Origin of the sequence: Bradyrhizobium sp. USDA 241 (assembly GCF_049739505.1) — a bacterium.
Lineage (GTDB): Bacteria > Pseudomonadota > Alphaproteobacteria > Rhizobiales > Xanthobacteraceae > Bradyrhizobium > Bradyrhizobium liaoningense.
Genome location: NZ_JBMGPZ010000005.1, coordinates 652,882 through 670,081 on the forward strand (window position 1 = coordinate 652,882; position 17,200 = coordinate 670,081).

19 protein-coding genes and 1 pseudogene are annotated in these 17,200 nt (G+C 62.9%); 8 read left to right on the forward strand and 12 right to left on the reverse strand.

All coding sequences use genetic code 11. The features are described 5' to 3' along the window. Positions 1-173: 173 nt before the first annotated feature. Positions 174-980, forward strand: a complete 807-nt coding sequence (locus ABIF91_RS24945; protein WP_080660129.1) for an EAL domain-containing protein — start codon at positions 174-176, stop codon at positions 978-980. A 336-nt stretch (positions 981-1,316) separates the two neighbouring features. On the opposite strand, the gene ABIF91_RS24950 is transcribed toward ABIF91_RS24945, so the two are convergent. After that, positions 1,317-1,508 (reverse strand): hypothetical protein, encoded by a 192-nt coding sequence (locus tag ABIF91_RS24950; protein ID WP_014498042.1) that lies wholly within the window; start codon positions 1,506-1,508, stop codon positions 1,317-1,319. A 411-nt stretch (positions 1,509-1,919) separates the two neighbouring features. Here ABIF91_RS24950 and ABIF91_RS24955 point away from each other — a divergent pair. Next, positions 1,920-2,566, forward strand: a pseudogene (locus tag ABIF91_RS24955) (IS5-like element ISBj2 family transposase); the annotation flags it as partial. 147 nt (positions 2,567-2,713) lie between these two features. Here ABIF91_RS24955 and ABIF91_RS24960 read toward each other — a convergent pair. After that, positions 2,714-3,843 (reverse strand): IS3-like element ISRj2 family transposase gene (locus tag ABIF91_RS24960; protein WP_086023025.1). Its coding sequence is split into 2 segments (ribosomal slippage): positions 2,714-3,591 and positions 3,591-3,843, totalling 1,131 coding nucleotides; the frame shifts between segments, so codons are not numbered across the junction. Between the two features lie 147 nt (positions 3,844-3,990). Here ABIF91_RS24960 and ABIF91_RS24965 point away from each other — a divergent pair. The 3 genes from ABIF91_RS24965 (at position 3,991) to ABIF91_RS24975 (ending at position 6,438) form a co-directional block, all read left to right on the forward strand. Beyond that, the gene (locus ABIF91_RS24965; RefSeq protein WP_424579459.1) at positions 3,991-5,088 is read left to right on the forward strand and encodes a calcium:proton antiporter; all 1,098 of its coding nucleotides are present in this window, start codon (positions 3,991-3,993) and stop codon (positions 5,086-5,088) included. Positions 5,089-5,108: 20 nt separating this feature from the next. Next, a complete protein-coding gene (locus tag ABIF91_RS24970) occupies positions 5,109-5,393 on the forward strand; it encodes a cupin domain-containing protein (RefSeq protein ID WP_028181607.1) in 285 nt (94 codons plus the stop codon). A gap of 94 nt (positions 5,394-5,487) precedes the next feature. After that, the gene (locus ABIF91_RS24975) at positions 5,488-6,438 is read left to right on the forward strand and encodes a hypothetical protein (protein ID WP_028181608.1); all 951 of its coding nucleotides are present in this window, start codon (positions 5,488-5,490) and stop codon (positions 6,436-6,438) included. A 25-nt stretch (positions 6,439-6,463) separates the two neighbouring features. Here the strand turns inward: ABIF91_RS24975 and ABIF91_RS24980 are convergent, their stop codons facing one another. Both ABIF91_RS24980 and rpsU read right to left on the reverse strand, forming a co-directional pair. Beyond that, a complete protein-coding gene (locus ABIF91_RS24980) occupies positions 6,464-7,114 on the reverse strand; it encodes a tetratricopeptide repeat protein (protein WP_028181609.1) in 651 nt (216 codons plus the stop codon). A gap of 257 nt (positions 7,115-7,371) precedes the next feature. Beyond that, positions 7,372-7,668 carry a 30S ribosomal protein S21 gene (rpsU, locus tag ABIF91_RS24985; RefSeq protein ID WP_008546194.1) on the reverse strand — a complete coding sequence of 99 codons (297 nt, stop codon included), beginning with the start codon at positions 7,666-7,668 and terminating at the stop codon, positions 7,372-7,374. Positions 7,669-7,928: 260 nt separating this feature from the next. On the opposite strand from rpsU, the gene aqpZ reads away from it, so the two are divergent. Next, positions 7,929-8,651 (forward strand): aquaporin Z, encoded by a 723-nt coding sequence (gene aqpZ, locus ABIF91_RS24990; RefSeq protein WP_028181610.1) that lies wholly within the window; start codon positions 7,929-7,931, stop codon positions 8,649-8,651. A 36-nt stretch (positions 8,652-8,687) separates the two neighbouring features. On the opposite strand, the gene ABIF91_RS24995 is transcribed toward aqpZ, so the two are convergent. Both ABIF91_RS24995 and purE read right to left on the reverse strand, forming a co-directional pair. Further along, positions 8,688-9,794 (reverse strand): 5-(carboxyamino)imidazole ribonucleotide synthase, encoded by a 1,107-nt coding sequence (locus ABIF91_RS24995; RefSeq protein WP_028181611.1) that lies wholly within the window; start codon positions 9,792-9,794, stop codon positions 8,688-8,690. Next, positions 9,791-10,279, reverse strand: coding sequence for a 5-(carboxyamino)imidazole ribonucleotide mutase (purE, locus tag ABIF91_RS25000; protein ID WP_028181612.1), 489 nt, complete (start codon positions 10,277-10,279; stop codon positions 9,791-9,793). Before purE ends, ABIF91_RS24995 begins: the two co-directional genes overlap by 4 nt. A gap of 142 nt (positions 10,280-10,421) precedes the next feature. On the opposite strand from purE, the gene ABIF91_RS25005 reads away from it, so the two are divergent. Continuing rightward, on the forward strand, positions 10,422-11,141 hold the full coding sequence (locus ABIF91_RS25005) for a GGDEF domain-containing protein (RefSeq protein ID WP_080660049.1): 720 nt from the start codon (positions 10,422-10,424) through the stop codon (positions 11,139-11,141). A 2-nt stretch (positions 11,142-11,143) separates the two neighbouring features. Here ABIF91_RS25005 and ABIF91_RS25010 read toward each other — a convergent pair whose 3' ends face one another. The 3 genes from ABIF91_RS25010 to ABIF91_RS25020 form a co-directional block, all read right to left on the reverse strand. Beyond that, positions 11,144-11,395 carry a hypothetical protein gene (locus ABIF91_RS25010; RefSeq protein ID WP_028181614.1) on the reverse strand — a complete coding sequence of 84 codons (252 nt, stop codon included), beginning with the start codon at positions 11,393-11,395 and terminating at the stop codon, positions 11,144-11,146. 22 nt (positions 11,396-11,417) lie between these two features. Beyond that, positions 11,418-11,636 (reverse strand): hypothetical protein, encoded by a 219-nt coding sequence (locus tag ABIF91_RS25015; RefSeq protein WP_028181615.1) that lies wholly within the window; start codon positions 11,634-11,636, stop codon positions 11,418-11,420. Positions 11,637-11,761: 125 nt separating this feature from the next. After that, positions 11,762-11,968, reverse strand: coding sequence for a YdcH family protein (locus ABIF91_RS25020; RefSeq protein WP_008546179.1), 207 nt, complete (start codon positions 11,966-11,968; stop codon positions 11,762-11,764). Positions 11,969-12,298: 330 nt separating this feature from the next. Between ABIF91_RS25020 and ABIF91_RS25025 the strand changes: the two genes are divergently transcribed. Beyond that, positions 12,299-12,478 (forward strand): YdcH family protein, encoded by a 180-nt coding sequence (locus ABIF91_RS25025; protein ID WP_028181616.1) that lies wholly within the window; start codon positions 12,299-12,301, stop codon positions 12,476-12,478. A gap of 329 nt (positions 12,479-12,807) precedes the next feature. Here ABIF91_RS25025 and ABIF91_RS25030 read toward each other — a convergent pair whose 3' ends face one another. The 3 genes from ABIF91_RS25030 to ABIF91_RS25040 all read right to left on the reverse strand — a co-directional run bounded on the left by ABIF91_RS25030 (position 12,808) and on the right by ABIF91_RS25040 (position 17,182). Beyond that, the gene (locus ABIF91_RS25030) at positions 12,808-14,184 is read right to left on the reverse strand and encodes an IS1380 family transposase (protein ID WP_424579818.1); all 1,377 of its coding nucleotides are present in this window, start codon (positions 14,182-14,184) and stop codon (positions 12,808-12,810) included. A gap of 211 nt (positions 14,185-14,395) precedes the next feature. Beyond that, positions 14,396-15,525, reverse strand: a protein-coding gene (locus ABIF91_RS25035; protein ID WP_129557670.1) for an IS3-like element ISRj2 family transposase whose coding sequence is annotated in 2 segments (ribosomal slippage) — positions 14,396-15,273 and positions 15,273-15,525 — 1,131 coding nt in all. Because the reading frame shifts where the segments join, the coding sequence is not laid out codon by codon here. 553 nt (positions 15,526-16,078) lie between these two features. Continuing rightward, positions 16,079-17,182 (reverse strand): NAD(P)/FAD-dependent oxidoreductase, encoded by a 1,104-nt coding sequence (locus ABIF91_RS25040; protein WP_028178657.1) that lies wholly within the window; start codon positions 17,180-17,182, stop codon positions 16,079-16,081. Positions 17,183-17,200: the final 18 nt, after the last annotated feature.

A 17,200-nucleotide genomic window follows, 5' to 3' on the forward strand; every position in this document is an offset into this window, starting at 1 on the left:
GCTCGTCACCAGTGGGGTGATTGTTTCACGGCCGCCTTCGAGAAGGTGAAGGGCGGCATCGCTGGGATTGAGGAGACGGCAAGGCGCCGTGTTCAAAGTCGCTCGCCAAATACATCTCAACCGTCTCCGGTTGCGAGCCCTTCCACAAATTGTCGACGATTCTTGCGTCATTGATGCCGCTCGAGCCCGCACCGAGCCCGGCAGTGGATGTGCCCGAAGCGCTGAAAGCCAGCTCGCTCGAGCTGTGGTATCAGCAGAAACTTCATCTCCGGACATTGGTTCCGAGCGGCGCCGAGGCGCTGATCCGGATGCGCCATCCCGCATGGGGCGTCGTGCCGCCTGCCTACTTCATCCCCGACGAAAGCGATCCGCATTTTCATGCGCTGTCCGAGTTCGTGATCGCGCGCGCGATCGAGGACTGGCGCTATCTGCTCGGGCAGATCGGACCGGTCGATCTCTCGATCAACCTGCCGATCTCGTTTCTGGCCGACGATGCTGCGGTGCGCGAGCTTTGCTACCGGATTCCGGATCATGCGGCGTTCGCCGGCCTGCTGATCGAGATCGACAGCGCCGAGGTGATCGACAATCTCGACCTGGCGATCGATGTCGCCCGGCGCGTTCGCCTGCACAATATCGGCATCTCGATCGACAATGTCGGCGCGAAGTGGCCATCCTTGCTGGGATTGCCGAACTTTCCGTTCGTCCAGCTGAAGGTCGACCATCAATACGTCACCGGTTGCGCGGATCAGCGCCTCAAGCAGACGGTGTGCCGGCGTATCGTCGAGCTCGCACACGACTCCGGCGCGCAGGTTATTGCGCAGGGGGGCGAGACGCGCGCGGACTTTCTTGCCGCACATGAGATGGATTTCGATCAGGTCCAGGGTTACCTGTTCGGCAAGCCGATGGGCGTCAAGAAGTTCGCCCGCTCGCGCACGCACTTCTCGGAGAAAGAGCCGATCGTCCTGAGGCATGGCGCCTAGTCAGGCGCGAGTGTCGCCATCGATCGCGCGCAGCGCTTCGCCGCGGGCGATCAGGCGCTTTGTGTGAATCGGCGGATGGAATGACCCTGCCCAGATTAATGATGTCAACGGCTTAACGTGCCGATCGGCGCCGGGCCCCGCGTCAACTCACATGCTGACGGCGGTCGTCTTCCCCTCGGCTTTGCTATGCACTTCAAACTCGAGAGATCGATTCGTTCAGGATAATGTCCTGAATAACGAGATAAGCCGTACGGCAGTTGCCGCACGGCTCTTCCGGAGTTCGTCATTCACTGCGCGGATCCGGTAGCGACGCGCTGAGCCGCCGTCTTGGCAGACTTATTGGACGCGCTCGTCGGCGACCTTCTTCTCAGAAGAGAGCTCGGTCGTAATTCTGCGCATTGCCACGGCCTGGGCCTGAACTTTTTGGCTAACACGCTCGAACTCAGCCATCTGGTTCTGGAAACCGGCATCCTGGGTCTGCTGGGTAGCAGGAGCGGCGCCGTTACCGCCAACACTATTAACCGCCATGTCTATTCACCTTTCTTTATGATAGTCGTTAGTTGTGGCCTGCTACGTCGGGCGGGCCGACGATACGAGGGGCAGGAATAGAAAGAAAGACGGTGCTCGCCCCCCAGACTTCTCAGGCTCAGTTCGGCGCTCTTGCCGAGACCAACGGTCTTGGGCTGTACGTTGTCCGTTTTGCCGGCGTTCTTGTTTTCGGCGGCCATCGCTTTCTCCTATGCTCGTCTTGTTACGTCTCAATAGACGTGCTCGCCTAGAGTTCAGCAGCCTCACGCTAGGCGCGCTACCTTTCGAGAAGCTGACGAGTCTCGGTCGGGGTGATTAGGTCGATCCTTTGCAGCAGCCCATCACCTGCCGGCAGCTGCAACCTCACCTAGGGTCTGTACCTAAATAGCGCCACGTGATTCTCTTGCCTACGTGTTGATTCGGGGGCGAGAGAATGCGCGCTGGTTTGTTTTGGCTGAACGACAGGCAATGGGCGCGTATCGAACCGCATCTGCCGAGGGGACTGACGGGGCCGGATCGGGACGACGACCGACGCATCGTCAGCGGCATCATTCACATGCTGCAATCGGGTGCACGATGGCGTGATTGTCCACGTGAATACGGCCCTTACACGACGATCTACAATCGCTTCAATCGCTGGGCCAAGCGAGGACGATGGTGCGCAATCTTCGAAGCGCTGGCCAAGCCTGGCGAAGACGGCGTCGTACTGTCGCTCGACTCGACCTCGATTAAAGCTCACCGGTGTGCCTCCGGCGGAAAAGGGGGGAGCACAATCAAGCAATCGGCCGCTCGCGCGGAGGCCGCACGACAAAAATCCATGCGCTGAGCGATCCGCTCTGCCGGCCGGTCGTCCTGCATCTGACTCAGGCCAGGATGCCGATATCGCTGCGGCTCCCGATGTCCTGGCGCTCGCGCCACCCATGAGCGTGCTCCTCGCCGACAAAGGGTATGATGGCGACAAGCTTCGCGGCGAAATCATTCGTCGTGGCGCCAAGCCCGTAATCCCCAATAAATCTAACCGTGTCGTCATCCATCGCTTCAACAAACGCGCCTACAAAGAGAGCTGGCCCCGGTTGTTTGGACAGCGCCCCGCTGGATTTAAGTGGATTCCTGCCGGGTTATGCTGAACGCGGGGCTTTACGGTTTTGTCGTTGCGTCGGGAGGGCGTAGCCCGACCAGAGCGACGACAAAACCGTCGGCGACGGTCATGCGGCCATCACCATAGCTTGCGTGCCGAAGTAAGCCTCGTCGGGCGTGCGCCCGTCAAGGCTCGAGTGAGGGCGTCCCTGATTGTAGAAGGCCAGATACTTGGCAATTGACGCTCGCGCCTCGGACACGCTGTCGTAGGCGCGGAGATATACTTCTTCGTATTTGACCGTGCGCCAGAGCCGCTCGACAAACACGTTGTCGCGCCAGGCGCCCTTGCCGTCCATGCTGATGGCGATCTTCGCGTCCAGCAGCACATCGGTGAACTCGAGGCTGGTGAACTGGCTGCCCTGATCCGTGTTGAAAATCTCGGGCCTGCCGTGCTTCGCCAACGCCTCCTGGACCGCTTCGACGCAGAAGGCCGCCTCCATTGTGATCGAGACGCGATGGGCCAGGACCCGTCGGCTGAACACATCGACGACCGCCGCGAGATAGACGAAGCCACGCCGCATCGGAATGTAGGTGATGTCCATTGCCCACGCATGGTCGGGCCGCTCGATCTTCAATCCGCGCAACAGGTACGGGTAGATCTTGTGCCCCGGAGCCGGCTTGCTCGTGTTCGGGCGACGATAGACCGCCTCGATCCCCATGCGCTTCATCAGCGTCGCGATGTGGCGGCGACCGGCGTATACGCCCTCCCGCCGCAGCAACGATCGCAGCATACGCGCTCCCGCGAAGGGATAATCGAGATGCAGCTCATCGAGCCGACGCATCAAGGCAAGGTCCTCGGCCGAAACTGGCCGAGGTTCATAGTAGACCGTGCTGCGAGCCAGCTTCAGGACCTTCGCCTGGCGCACGATAGAAAGATCATGACCGCGGTCGATCATCGCTTTGCGCTCAGCAGGCCCGCCTTGGTGAGCGCGCCGGACAAAAAATCGTTTTCCAACGCCAGCTCGCCGATCTTGGCATGTAACGCCTTCAAATCGACCGGCGTCTCGGCCGATGTCTTGTCATGCCCAAACACGCCGGCGGCGCCTTCCAGGAGCTGGTTTTTCCAGATCGTGATCTGGTTCGGATGAACATCAAACAGTTGCGCCAGCTCCGCCAGTGTCTTGTCGCCTTTGACCGCAGCCAAAGCAACCTTCGCCTTGAATGCCGGAGAATGCGTCCGGCGGCTCTTCTTCGTCATCTTCGCTCCTGATTCGCAGCAAGAATCCTCGCCGCTGTCAGGCAGAAAATCCACTCAAGCTACTGTCCGAATTTGCGGGGCCAGCTCTCTGGCATTGAATCTCGCGCCTGATTTGCTACTGCTCATTCAGGCAAATGGAAGTGGTGGATGAGCGCGCATAGTCCGATGCCCCGGTCGGCCTGGATCTTTCCGGGGCTGGCCGTGCTGTTGTTCGCAGCCGTCAGCGCGACGGACTATGTGTTCACGCTGACGCTCGGCGGGCTCGTCTTCGCCGTCGTCCTCCTGGTCATCCTGTTCGGCACCGTGTTTGCCGCGGTTCATCATGCCGAGGTGATCGCGGAACGGTTCGGCGAACCCTATGGCACGCTGGTGCTGACGCTTTCGGTGACCATCATCGAGGTCGCGCTGATCACCACGATCATGCTGGGCGACAAGCCTGCCCCGGCCCTGGCGCGCGACACCGTGTTCGCCGTGGTCATGATCGTCTGCAACGGCCTCGTCGGCCTCTGCATCTTCATCGGCGGCCTGCGCTATCGCGAGCAGGGCTTCCAGCTCTCGGGGGCCAACGTCTATCTCAGCGTGCTGTTCGCGCTCGCGACCATCACGCTGATCCTGCCGAACTACACCACGACCACGCCGGGGCCGGCCTATTCGGCGGTTCAGCTCGGCTTCGTCGACGTGGTTACGCTCGCGCTGTACGGGGTGTTTCTCTACACCCAGACCGTCCTGCACAAGGACTACTTCGTTCATGAACGGGCCGAGGGCGAGGGCGGGGAGGTGCACCTGTCGGCCGGGGCGCTCGCGCTCACCGTGGCGCTGCTCCTGGTCTCGCTTCTGGCGGTGGTGCTGCTGGCGAAGAAATTCTCGCTGGTGGTCGATGCCGTCGGCGCCAGGATCGGCGCGCCGTCGGCCTTCGCCGGCCTTCTGGTCGCGCTGCTGATCCTGATGCCCGAGGGCGTCGCGGCGATCGCGGCGGCCCGCAGGAACGATCTCCAGAAGAGCATCAACCTTGCGCTCGGCTCGTCGCTGGCGACCATCGGTCTGACGATCCCCGCCGTCGGCGTCGCCACCTACGCGCTCGACAAGGAGCTCGAGCTCGGCCTCAGCGCCCAGGGCAGCGTGCTTTTGCTGCTGACCTTCTTCCTGAGCATGCTGACCTTCGGCACGGGCAGGACCAATGTCCTGTTCGGACTGGTCCATATGGTGGTATTTGCCGTCTACGTGTTCATGGTTTTCGTGCCCTGAAGCGCAAAAGGAGAGTTCCGATGCTTGCCGCCAAGTCCGAGGTCCAGGTCGACAACGAGCAGGTCCGGGTGACCGAATGGCGGCTCGCCCCGGGCAGCGCCACCGGGCATCACACCCACGGGATGGACTACGTGATTGTTCCCGTCGTCGCCGGCGAGATGACCATCGTGGCGCCCAGTGGCGAACGGTCCAAGGCGCAGCTCGCGGCCGGAAAATCCTACTTCCGCAAGGCCGGCGTCCAACACGACGTACTTAACGAAACCTCAACTGAGATCGTGTTCCTTGAGATCGAGCTGAAGCCGTAGGTCCGGCGTTACCCTTTGCCATTGATCCGTCGCAGTTGATCCCTCACAATGCCCTAAAGTTCCCGCATCAGATCGCGCGGGGAGTGGCCGAGAAATGCTGAAATACCTCGCTAAAATCTCGATGGATATTTTCCCCTCGGTGCTCGCGACGATCATCGGGGCGTACATCGTTAATCATTACATCAACGCCAAGCCGGCGGCCGATGCCCCCGCGGCCGTTGTTGCGCCCGCCGACGCCGGCCAGAACGGCAAGCCTGCTGATGTCGCCAACCTCCCTGCGCCCGGCGTCAAGGCCAAGGGCATCGCCGAGAAGAGCGTGACCGACAAGCCGGCAGCCGAGAAGGCGGCCGATCATCAGGCGGTCGCCGAACCCAAGGGGTCTGAGAAGGCCGCCGAGAAGGCTCCGGATGTGGCGCCGGCCGAGAGCCCACGCGCCAAGCCGTCCGCCCGTGAAAAGGCGGTCGCCAAGTCTACGCCGGCCGTGACCGCGCCTGCGTCGGTGGTCGAGGCCAATTCGGCGCCAGCTGCTGCCGCTCCGGCCGCAACCCCCGATGCCAACGATCTCGTACGTGCCGCGATCGAGCGCCTGCGCAAGTCGCCTGAGGGCAGGTCCGCTGAGGCCAGATCTTCCGAAACCAAGCCTGCCGAGCTCAAGTCCTCCGAGGCCAAGCCAACCGAGAGGTCGGCGGAGCCTGCGGTGCGGGAAGCCGCCCGCACGCCGGAGGCGCCGCGGGTCATTGGCATGGAGCCGTCCACGGTCCGTCCGCTGCCGCCGCCGATCACGGTCTCGACGCCCTCATCCGAGGCCTATGGGAATGGCGGCTCCAATCCGCCCTACACGGCCTCGGTCGGCAGCGACGATCCGAATCGGGTGACGCCGCCGGCCGACATTCCCGTGCCGGTCATAGCGCCACCGCTTGACCTGCGTGCCGATGTTGGTGCCTCCATGCCGCGGCCGAGGAAGACCAATGTCGCCGACGAGATGCTGTCGGGCATGAAGTCGATGTTCAACTCGGTTCTGCCGAAGAGCGCCACGCCCGATTAAGACCGGCCCGCGCTGCGCCAGACCGTCAGCCGCCGACGCGGGCGAGGCCGTTGCGGGCGGCGTCATCGCGTGGACGAAGCGCGACGGCCTTGGTGTAGGACGCCGCCGCCTTGGCCCTATCCCCCAAACGCTCATAAGCCTGTCCACGCGTGGTCCAGACCTGGGCATTGTGCGGATCCGCCTCGGAGGCTTCATCGAGATCGGCTGCGGCCTCCTTGAGCTTGCCGATCGCGAGATAGCTGGTGGCGCGGCCGAGCAGAGGCTCGACCTTCTGCGGGTTGAGCCCGCTCGCGGCGCTGAAATCGGCGATCGCGAAGTTGTGCTGGTTATTGCCCTGGTAGATCAGGGCGCGGCCATAGAGTGCCTGCGCATTGTAGGGATCGAGCCCGACGGCCCGATTGAACTCGTCGAGCGCTGCCGCGGTCTCCCCTGACTTCGCCAGGGACTGGGCCTTTGCAGTGTGGGCCTGAGCTTCGGTGACGTTGCCGGCGCTCACCGCGCTCTCGGCAGGCGCCTCCGCCTTGGGAGTCTCCTGGGGTTTGTCCTTCTCCGGCATCAGCGATCCCAGATCGAAGGAGCAGCCGCATAGCGCGATCCCCATCAAGCCCAACGCGAGCGGCTGCTGCCAGATCCGGCGTCGCCACGCCGAGCTGCGCTGAGGGAAAGGGGAAGCCATCTACGGTTCGCTCGCGCTAGAGCAGGAGCCGGCAAAGTGTGCCGCGGTTTTCTCTCGCGACAAACGCGGAACGCGTTCGCGTTTGCGCGGAGATCGTGCTCAAACAACTACCTAAAGTGCGATGACCATTCATCCAATCTTATCGCGCTTTAACGCCGCATCGGCAGTGCCCCGTCCCGCGAAGGCACCGCCCACAAACAATAACGCGGGCCAAGGGCCCGCGTCATCGAAAACCGAGATCTTAAAGGTTCAGCAAATCAGCGCGGACCGCGCGGACCTGCACCGGGGCCGCCACGACCGCCGCGATCACCGCCCGGGCCTGCGCCGAACACCGGCTTCGGCTTCATCGGCAGCAGGCCTTCGCGCTGCAGCTTCTTGCGGGCCAGCTTGCGCGCACGGCGCACGGCTTCGGCCTTTTCGCGGGCCTTCTTTTCGGAGGGCTTCTCGTAGTGACCGCGGAGCTTCATCTCGCGGAAAATGCCCTCGCGCTGCATCTTCTTCTTCAGCGCCTTGAGAGCTTGATCGACGTTGTTATCGCGAACGAGAACCTGCACGCGGCATCCTCTTCAGTGGATCGGATTTGAATTCTGGTAAGTCAAAGGGGATGGCAAAAAGCCGGGCGCCCTTGGCCTTGAGCGCGCCGATGTATCAGACAAAACCTTGGATGTCCACCGGCCAAGCGGGTTTTCGGGCCAAGTTCGGCCATTAAATGCGGCGAAAATACCTCTGAACGGTCCCAATTTGGGTGGTTTCGTGCCAGAAGGCGGGCCGTTTCCGGAAGTTGATCCGGAGCTGAAATCAGGGGAGATGCCACATGGGCATGAAAAAATACGCCGCCGAAGCCATCGGTACTTTTTGGCTCACATTCGCCGGTTGCGGCAGCGCGGTGATCGCGGCCGGTTTCCCGCAGGTTGGCATCGGACTGGTCGGTGTCTCTTTCGCATTCGGCTTGAGCGTCGTCACCATGGCCTATGCGATCGGGCATATCTCCGGCTGCCATCTCAATCCGGCCGTCACGGTCGGCCTTGCCGCCGGCGGCCGCTTTCCGGCCGGCCAGATCCTGCCCTACGTGATCGCCCAGGTGGTGGGCGCGGTCGTTGCCGCGTGGCTCCTCTATGTCATCGCGAGCGGGGCGCCCGGATTCGACGTCAGCAAGGGTTTTGCCTCCAACGGCTATGATGCGCATTCGCCCGGCCAGTACAGCATGATGGTGTGCTTCCTCACCGAGGTGGTGATGACCATGATGTTCCTGTTCATCATCATGGGTGCCACCCATGGCCGCGCACCGGCGGGCTTCGCACCGCTCGCGATCGGCCTCGCGCTGGTGATGATCCATCTCGTCAGCATTCCCGTCACCAATACCTCGGTGAACCCGGCGCGCAGCACGGGCCCGGCACTGTTCGTCGGCGGCTGGGCGCTGTCGCAACTCTGGCTGTTCTGGGTTGCACCGCTGATCGGCGGCGCGCTGGGCGGGGTGGTCTATCGCTGGCTCAGCGAAGAGCCCGCCGGCGTCGTTGCGGGCGTGAAGACGGCGTAATCGCAAAGGGGATCGCGGCTAGCAGCTGCGGTCCCCTCATTTCCCCCTTGGCGGCCGGACTTCGGTGACATGGCCCATCTTGCGGCCGGGGCGCGGTGCGCCCTTGCCGTAGATGTGCACGGTCGCGCCCGGCACGCTCAGCCACCTTTCGTAATCGTTGATCTCGTCGCCGATCAGGTTGGTCATGGTGACGACTTCGCCGTGGCGCACGGGCTTGCCGAGCGGCCAGCCGGCGATGGCGCGGATGTGCTGCTCGAACTGCGAGACCGAGGCGCCATCGAGCGTCCAGTGCCCGGAATTGTGCACGCGCGGAGCGATCTCGTTGACCAGCACCTTCGGTCCGGTCCCATTGGCGAGCACGAACATCTCGACGGCGAGCACGCCGACATAGTCGAGCGCGCCTGCGATCTTTCCGGCGATGCTGCGCGCTTCCTCGGCAAGCGCATCCGGAATCGGCGCGGGCGCGCGCGATATCTTCAGGATGTGGTCGCGGTGCTCGTTCTCGGTGACGTCGAAACACTCGACCTCGCCTGCGGCCGAGCGCGCGGCGATCACGGAGATCTCGCGCTCGAACGGCACGAAGGCCTCCAGGATCGCCGATTTGGTGGCGAGGCTGGTCCACACCTTCGCGATGTCGTCGCCGTCGCGGATGATGACCTGGCCCTTGCCATCATAACCGAAGCGGCGGGTTTTCAGCACGGCCGGAAGCCCGATCCTGGCGATCGCCTCGCGCAGGGAGGGGACGGAGGTGACGTCGGCATAGGCTGCGGTTTCGATGCCGAGCCGCGTGACGAAATCCTTCTCGGCAAGACGGTCCTGGGTGGTCTCGAGGATCTTGCGGTTGGGCAGCACGGGCCGGCGCGCATCCAGCACCATCGCGGCTGCCGCGGGCACGTTCTCGAATTCATATGTGATGACGTCGACGTCGTTCGCGAACAGCTCGAGCGCTTCGACATCGGCATATTCGGCGCAGGTCGCGTTCAGCACGACGTCGAAGGCCGGCGAGTCCGGATCGGGCGAGAACACCTGGCAGCGCAGGCCGAGCCGGGCCGCAGCCATGGCCAGCATCCGGCCCAATTGTCCGCCGCCGAGGATTCCGATGGTGTCACCGGGCTTCAGCTTCACATGCCTGGTGTCGGTCACGCCTTGTCCTCCGGGCGCTCGGCGACCGCCTCAGTTTGCGCCTTGCGCCAGGCGGCGAGGCGATCGGACAGGGCCGGGTCGGACAATGCCAGCACGGCGGCCGCCAGCAGCGCGGCGTTGATCGCACCGGCCTTGCCGATGGCGAGGGTGCCGACAGGGACACCCGCCGGCATCTGGACGATCGAATAGAGCGAATCGACGCCCTTGAGCGTCTTGGATTCGACGGGGACGCCGAATACCGGGAGTTCCGTCAGTGCCGCCGCCATGCCGGGCAGATGTGCAGCCCCACCGGCGCCCGCGATAATGACCTGGTAACCGGCAGCCTTGGCGCCCTTGGCGAAAGCAAACAGCCGGTCGGGCGTGCGATGTGCCGAGACGACGCGGCTGTCGGCGGCAATGCCGAGCGCGTCAAGCGTGTCGGCAGCATGCCGCATCGTGTCCCAGTCCGACTGGCTTCCCATGATGATGGCGATCGGCGCGGTCATGACGTTAATTGTGCCCGGAAAAACAGAAAGAGAGGCCAGATTTACGGTTCCGGCCGGCGGTTCGCAAGGCGGTGGCAAGGAGAAGGGAATCCACTATCCTGTCTTGGTGAATCCCCGCAAGCCTTCATTGAGCAGGATGCCCATGAAGAAACCAAGAAGGGCGAGCGCTGCGAAGGCCAAAAACGGCCGGAAAACCAGCGCCGGCCGATCCGCCCCCAAACGGCTAACCAAGCGTTCGGCGAAGCCGCCCCGGCGCGCCGCCTCGGGCGATGGTGGGGCCAAGGACAACGTCAGGGCGACAATCCGGGGCCTGCGAGCCAAGCTCAAGGAGGCGCAGCTCCGGGTCGCGGAACTGGAAGCTGTGGCCGACACCGATTTCCTGCTCGAGATTCCCAACCGGCGCGGCTTCGAGCGCGAGCTTGCGCGCGCCATCGCCTATATGAAGCGCTACCGCGCCAGCGGGGCACTGATCGTGCTCGACGTCGATCGGCTCAAGCCGATCAACGATTCGTTCGGTCATGCTGCCGGCGACGAGGTGCTCAAGGCGATCGTCGCCACGCTGACGCGACAGGTCCGTGCCTCCGACGTGGTCGGCCGGCTCGGGGGCGACGAGTTCGCCCTCCTGCTTTGGAATCTCAGCGAGACCGACGCCAAGGCGAAGGCCGCGGCCTTCGAGCAGGCGATCGACGAATTGTCTTTCGTCTTTCGTGGCCAGCACGTGACCGCGGGCGCTTCCGCCGGCGTCGCGCTGTTGGGGGCGCAGTCCGACGCCGGCCGCGCCCTGGAGGAGGCGGACGCCGCCATGTACGTGCGCAAGGCGTGTCGGCGGCACGAGCCGCAGATCAGGCTGGTCAGCAGCTGAACTTACAGTGTCCCGAGATCTTCCGGGACGTTGCCGAATTTGCGCAGCAGCCTGGCGTCGCCGAATTCGCCGGTCACGGGATCGCCGCTGCGGCTGAATGCGACCGCGCCGATGTGGCCGGCACCGTGGGCCAATATCTCGGCGCGCCGCAGAGCCGCAGTCGAGGTCTGGCATTCCTCGGCAGTGCCCGCGACTGGCGAGCCGTCTGCATCGATCAAAAAGGGCATTGCAACGTAGTAGGTCACATCCGACATGGCGTTGCTCCGGTTGTTGAAATCAGGCGGCGCTGCTCTTGCTCCGCATCTTGCTGCGCGAGGTCTCCGGAATGCAGCCGGCGGAAATCGCCGCCTGCAATTCCTCCAGCTCGGTTTCCAGATATTCATTGGCCATGATCAGCGCTTTGATCGTGCTGCGCAGATTGCCGTCGCACATCGCGATCGCCTGATCACAGGCCTGTTCATAATGGCTGTTGTCGAGAAGGGGCGTTGCCGACATCTGCGTTGTCCTCGTGTCGTGGCTTGGGCATTTCGGAGGTTTGGGCGCTCCAAAATGTTCCTATTTTGTTCTCTTCGAGTCAAGCGGATTCATTTGGGCAAGCCGCGGTGCAGGCCGCTCACGGATCAGGCGATGATGTCGGGGGTAATCTGGTCTTCGATGAACGCGATGCGGTCACGCAACAACAGCTTGCGCTTCTTCAACCGCTGTAACCGCAATAGGTCGGGGGCGGGCGATTGATGCAGTGCATCGATCGCGGCGTCCAGATCTCGGTGTTCCTGCTGCAACCGGGTGAGCTCGGCTTCGAGCTCACGCTCGTCTTCATTGGTCATGTCTGCGGTGGCCGAAAACCGATAAGCGTGAGATTAAGGCTGTGGATGCCCTGTGGAAATTATCGTCCTTGCGCGGCGTGATCGCAAGCGATCTGCGATCCCCGCTCGCCGATCTCCCGCAAGATATTTCTTGCAGGCTGGTGCGGCGTCGCGCAGGCGCATTGATATCACGGATTTTTCCCGCGCGGTTCCACTAGTCACGCTTCGTTACATATGAACTTTCAAAAATGACACTGCGACGACGGATACCCATCGACAGAACGGATCGCTGATGTAGACTTGCTTGTCCGGATCGAATCCTAAGGTTCAACCCTACCGAGGAGGTTTCGAATGACAATTCAGGCACATCTTGTTGAATTGGAACGGAAGCACAGACTTCTCGAAAACGAATTGCACGAAGCTCTCGTGCACCTTTCAACAGACGACCTGCAAATTGTTGAGTTGAAGCGCCGGAAGTTGATGGTCAAGGACCAGATCGAGCGTCTGAAGCACGGCGATACGCTCCACTAGCGACCCCCGTAACATCGTAGAGTTGATCACATCCTTACGCAGGGATGAGGGCATTCGTGCTCATCCCTGCTTCAAGGTGGCGCAAGACGTCTGTCTGGCGCCAGCTTTGTTGGGACCGTTTCTCGACGCCAACCGTCATCCACCTCGCGCGAAAACGCGCTAGCCCGTCCTATTCGTGAGAGTGCGGCTTTTGGGCCCGATTGATGCGGCCGCACATCTTGTCTGACGAGGCGCACAGGATTGCCTTCGGCTTTTCGCCGCCTGACGACCGGTACTTTGCAACGCGCTTGAGGGATGGGTTGGGCGAACGGGGGCGGACGCCCCGCCGGTCAAGGACCGAGCGGCAGCAGCGCGCCGGGCAAGCCGCAGATCAGGTCGGCTTCGGGACATGCCGCGGCAAACGCAAGGCGAATGCGGCTCGTGGTCTCGACGACACGGGCGGCGATTTTCAAGAGCCGAAGACGCAGCGTCGCGAACTCGGCAGCGGCCAATTCCCGGGCTTTGGGAATGGCGTCGCGCACGGTCAGCATCAGCCAATAAGCGGCCGTATGGAGCACGAGACGGACCTGGTTGGCGAGCGCCGAACGGCAGCTGGTGCGATCGGAGGCGAGCTGCGTCTTATGCAGCTTGATCAGATTCTCGGCTTGGCCGCGCGCGCAATACAGGCTGTCGTAGATCCACTCGGCCGAGCCGACATCGAGGCTGGTGACGACGAAGCGGATGTCGAGGCCGAGCATCGTCGCCTCAATACGGGCGACAGTGCGCCGTTCGCGATCCCAGGACTTTGCCTTGTGGCGCGTCTCGGTATAGCCACGCAGAACCGGCAGGTTCTCGATGGCGCGTCGCGTGCGGATGTCGTCGGCGACCTCGTCGACTTTTCTGGCGAGAGGCTTGGTGCCGGACAGACCGAAGATGTAGTCGATGCCGTTGGTCTCGCACCACGCCATTGCCTCCGGCCGGGCATAGTGCCCGTCGCCACGGAACGTAATTTGCGTGTTGTGCCATCGCGTCCGGATATGCCGTACCAGGCGGCGCAGATGGGCACGCACCTCGACGCCGCCCGGCGTCTTGCCGGGCCGCAGCACGACGGCCACGGGCCGGCTCTTCTCCGTGTCGTAGACGTGGATCGGCAGGAAGCAGCGTTCGTCATAATGAGCGTTGAACAGCGAGAGCTGCTGATGGCCGTGGACGACGTCGCAGGTATCATCGATGTCGAGCGTGACGGATGCCGGCTCGCGCGGGTAGCTATCCATCCATGCGTCGACCAAAGTGTAGGTCAGCCGGATCACGTCGCGCAGGCGCGGAGCATTCTCCAGCCGCGACAGCGTCGGCTGGGAACACAAATCCCGGCCCGTGTCCGGTAGGCGACCGCAGGCCAGCTTGAATGCCGGATCGGACCTCAGATGATCGAGGTCGTCGGCGTCCTCGTAGCCGCAGCAGATCGCGAACATGCGAGCGCGGAACATATCGACCAGGCTGTGCACGACCCGCGTCGGATCGCGCCGATCCGGGAACACCCGGGCCAGATTGTTGGCCAAACCGAGACGCCGCTCGGCCATCGCCAGAAGCATCACGCCCCCGTTCGAGGTTAGGCGCCCACCATCGAAGGCAGCTGTGACTTTCTTGGCGTGAACGGCTGGAAACGAGAAGGGCGGAATCGTATCGTCAGAGCTGGCCCCGGTTGTTTGGACAGCGCCCCGCTGGATTTAAGTGGATTCCTGCCGGGTTATGCTGAACGCGGGGCTTTCGAGAAGGGCGGAATCGTATCGTCAGAGCTGGCCCCGGTTGTTTGGACAGCGCCCCGCTGGATTTAAGTGGATTCCTGCCGGGTTATGCTGAACGCGGGGCTTTACGGTTTTGTCGTTGCGTCGGGAGGGCGTAGCCCGACCAGAGCGACGACAAAACCGTCGGCGACGGTCATGCGGCCATCACCATAGCTTGCGTGCCGAAGTAAGCCTCGTCGGGCGTGCGCCCGTCAAGGCTCGAGTGAGGGCGTCCCTGATTGTAGAAGGCCAGATACTTGGCAATTGACGCTCGCGCCTCGGACACGCTGTCGTAGGCGCGGAGATATACTTCTTCGTATTTGACCGTGCGCCAGAGCCGCTCGACAAACACGTTGTCGCGCCAGGCGCCCTTGCCGTCCATGCTGATGGCGATCTTCGCGTCCAGCAGCACATCGGTGAACTCGAGGCTGGTGAACTGGCTGCCCTGATCCGTGTTGAAAATCTCGGGCCTGCCGTGCTTCGCCAACGCCTCCTGGACCGCTTCGACGCAGAAGGCCGCCTCCATTGTGATCGAGACGCGATGGGCCAGGACCCGTCGGCTGAACACATCGACGACCGCCGCGAGATAGACGAAGCCACGCCGCATCGGAATGTAGGTGATGTCCATTGCCCACGCATGGTCGGGCCGCTCGATCTTCAATCCGCGCAACAGGTACGGGTAGATCTTGTGACCCGGAGCCGGCTTGCTCGTGTTCGGGCGACGATAGACCGCCTCGATCCCCATGCGCTTCATCAGCGTCGCGATGTGGCGGCGACCGGCGTATACGCCCTCCCGCCGCAGCAACGATCGCAGCATACGCGCTCCCGCGAAGGGATAATCGAGATGCAGCTCATCGAGCCGACGCATCAAGGCAAGGTCCTCGGCCGAAACTGGCCGAGGTTCATAGTAGACCGTGCTGCGAGCCAGCTTCAGGACCTTCGCCTGGCGCACGATAGAAAGATCATGATCGCGGTCGATCATCGCTTTGCGCTCAGCAGGCCCGCCTTGGTGAGCGCGCCGGACAAAAAATCGTTTTCCAACGCCAGCTCGCCGATCTTGGCATGTAACGCCTTCAAATCGACCGGCGTCTCGGCCGATGTCTTGTCATGCCCAAACACGCCGGCGGCGCCTTCCAGGAGCTGGTTTTTCCAGATCGTGATCTGGTTCGGATGAACATCAAACAGTTGCGCCAGCTCCGCCAGTGTCTTGTCGCCTTTGACCGCAGCCAAAGCAACCTTCGCCTTGAATGCCGGAGAATGCGTCCGGCGGCTCTTCTTCGTCATCTTCGCTCCTGATTCGCAGCAAGAATCCTCGCCGCTGTCAGGCAGAAAATCCACTCAAGCTACTGTCCGAATTTGCGGGGCCAGCTCTGTCGGTCATGGCGGGCGTGGCGTTCGCGGTTGGAGGTGATGGGGTTGGCTTCGCAACCGAATCCTACGCCGCATCAGCGCTTTACCCCTCAGGCGCACTCTTACGAATAAGACGGGTTAAGTTGAAGAAAGATTGAGTGACTCCCGATCATTTCTGTGCCGAAACGTGGAGTCGCGGTCGTGCCGCGTCCAAAGAAACCGGCGCGAGCGGCCTATTAGACGCGGTAGGTGCTCAGCCTCCGAAACGAGACTATCAAGCATGAAGAGATCGAGCGCGAGGCAGAGGTTTTATTTGTGTTGAATTCTTGCTTCTCGATAGTGGTCTGAAATCGTATCATCGGTCATGGCGGGCGTGGCGTTCGCGGTTGAAGGTGATGGGGTGGCTTCGCAACCGAATCCTACGCCGCATCAGCGCTTTACACCACGCTCGCCAGCCTCTCAGGCGCCCTCTCGCGAATAAGACGGGCTAGATGTCCGCGAGCTCGGCGACGTGATCGGCGATCGCGAGCGACGACGTCAGTCCCGGGGATTCGATGCCGAACAGGTTGATCAGGCCTGCGACGCCGTGATCGTGCGGGCCCTGCATCAAGAAGTCCTGCGTGGCCACGGCCGGCGGCACGATCTTCGGGCGGATGCCCGAATAGCTCGGCATCAGCGCGCCATCGGGCAGCGTCGGCCAGTATTTGCGGATCGCCGGATAGAAGCGCTCGGCGCGCGATGGATCGACCTCGTAGTTGATGGTCTCGATCCATTCGACGTCGGGCCCGAAACGTGCCTGCCCTGCCATGTCCAGCGTCAGATGGACCCCTAGCCCGCCGGGCTCGGGCACCGGATAGATCAGGCGCGAGAACGGCGCCTTGGCGTTGCAGCTGAAGTAATTTCCCTTGGCGAGATAGGCCGGAGGAATCCGGTCCAGCGGCATGCCGTCGATGTTGCGCGCGACATTCGTCGCCGACAGCCCCGCGGCGTTGACGAGGAGGCCGCATTGCAGCGTCATCGGCGCCTCCCCGCCGGCCTCGACCTCGATGACGCCGGCATTCGCCTTGGCGCGGATCAGCGGGGTGTGAAACGCGAAGGCCGCGCCGGCGTCCTCGGCCTCGCCGCGCAGCGAGAGCATGTAGGCGTGGCTGTCGATGATGCCCGTTGACGGTGACAGCAGCGCAGCATCGCAGGCGAGCGCCGGCTCCAGCGCCCGCGCAGCCTCCCCCGTGAGCAGCTGCATGTCGAGCACGCCATTGGCCTCGGCATGCGCCTTGATCGATTGCAGCTTCTCGGTTTCCTTCGCACTGGTCGCAACGATCAGCTTGCCGCAATTCTTGTGAGGGATACCGCGCTCGGCGCAGTAGCGGTAGAGCGCGTGCTTGCCGCTGACGCACATGCGCGCCATCCAGCTCCCGGCGCGATAGTAGATGCCGGCATGGATCACCTCACTGTTGCGCGAGGAGGTGACGGTGCCGATGGCCTCGGCTGCCTCGAGCACGATGACCTCGCGCCCGGCCTGGGCGAGCTTCCGGGCTACCGCGAGCCCGACGACGCCGGCTCCGATGACGATGCAATCGACCCTATCCATGGTTGTGCAGAATGTCCG

Excerpts from the sequence above, each read along its gene's own strand:
- ABIF91_RS24945 (WP_080660129.1), top strand. The coding sequence starts at position 174 with ATGCCGCTCGAGCCCGCACCGAGCCCGGCAGTGGATGTGCCCGAAGCG.
- ABIF91_RS24950 (WP_014498042.1), bottom strand. The coding sequence starts at position 1,508 with ATGGCGGTTAATAGTGTTGGCGGTAACGGCGCCGCTCCTGCTACCCAG.
- ABIF91_RS25015 (WP_028181615.1), bottom strand. The coding sequence starts at position 11,636 with ATGTCGGCAACGCCCCTTCTCGACAACAGCCATTATGAACAGGCCTGT.
- ABIF91_RS25025 (WP_028181616.1), top strand. The coding sequence starts at position 12,299 with ATGACAATTCAGGCACATCTTGTTGAATTGGAACGGAAGCACAGACTT.
- ABIF91_RS25010 (WP_028181614.1), bottom strand. The coding sequence starts at position 11,395 with ATGTCGGATGTGACCTACTACGTTGCAATGCCCTTTTTGATCGATGCA.
- purE (WP_028181612.1), bottom strand. The coding sequence starts at position 10,279 with ATGACCGCGCCGATCGCCATCATCATGGGAAGCCAGTCGGACTGGGAC.
- ABIF91_RS25040 (WP_028178657.1), bottom strand. The coding sequence starts at position 17,182 with ATGGATAGGGTCGATTGCATCGTCATCGGAGCCGGCGTCGTCGGGCTC.
- ABIF91_RS25005 (WP_080660049.1), top strand. The coding sequence starts at position 10,422 with ATGAAGAAACCAAGAAGGGCGAGCGCTGCGAAGGCCAAAAACGGCCGG.
- ABIF91_RS24980 (WP_028181609.1), bottom strand. The coding sequence starts at position 7,114 with ATGGCTTCCCCTTTCCCTCAGCGCAGCTCGGCGTGGCGACGCCGGATC.
- aqpZ (WP_028181610.1), top strand. The coding sequence starts at position 7,929 with ATGGGCATGAAAAAATACGCCGCCGAAGCCATCGGTACTTTTTGGCTC.
- ABIF91_RS24970 (WP_028181607.1), top strand. The coding sequence starts at position 5,109 with ATGCTTGCCGCCAAGTCCGAGGTCCAGGTCGACAACGAGCAGGTCCGG.
- ABIF91_RS25020 (WP_008546179.1), bottom strand. The coding sequence starts at position 11,968 with ATGACCAATGAAGACGAGCGTGAGCTCGAAGCCGAGCTCACCCGGTTG.
- ABIF91_RS24975 (WP_028181608.1), top strand. The coding sequence starts at position 5,488 with ATGCTGAAATACCTCGCTAAAATCTCGATGGATATTTTCCCCTCGGTG.
- ABIF91_RS24965 (WP_424579459.1), top strand. The coding sequence starts at position 3,991 with ATGAGCGCGCATAGTCCGATGCCCCGGTCGGCCTGGATCTTTCCGGGG.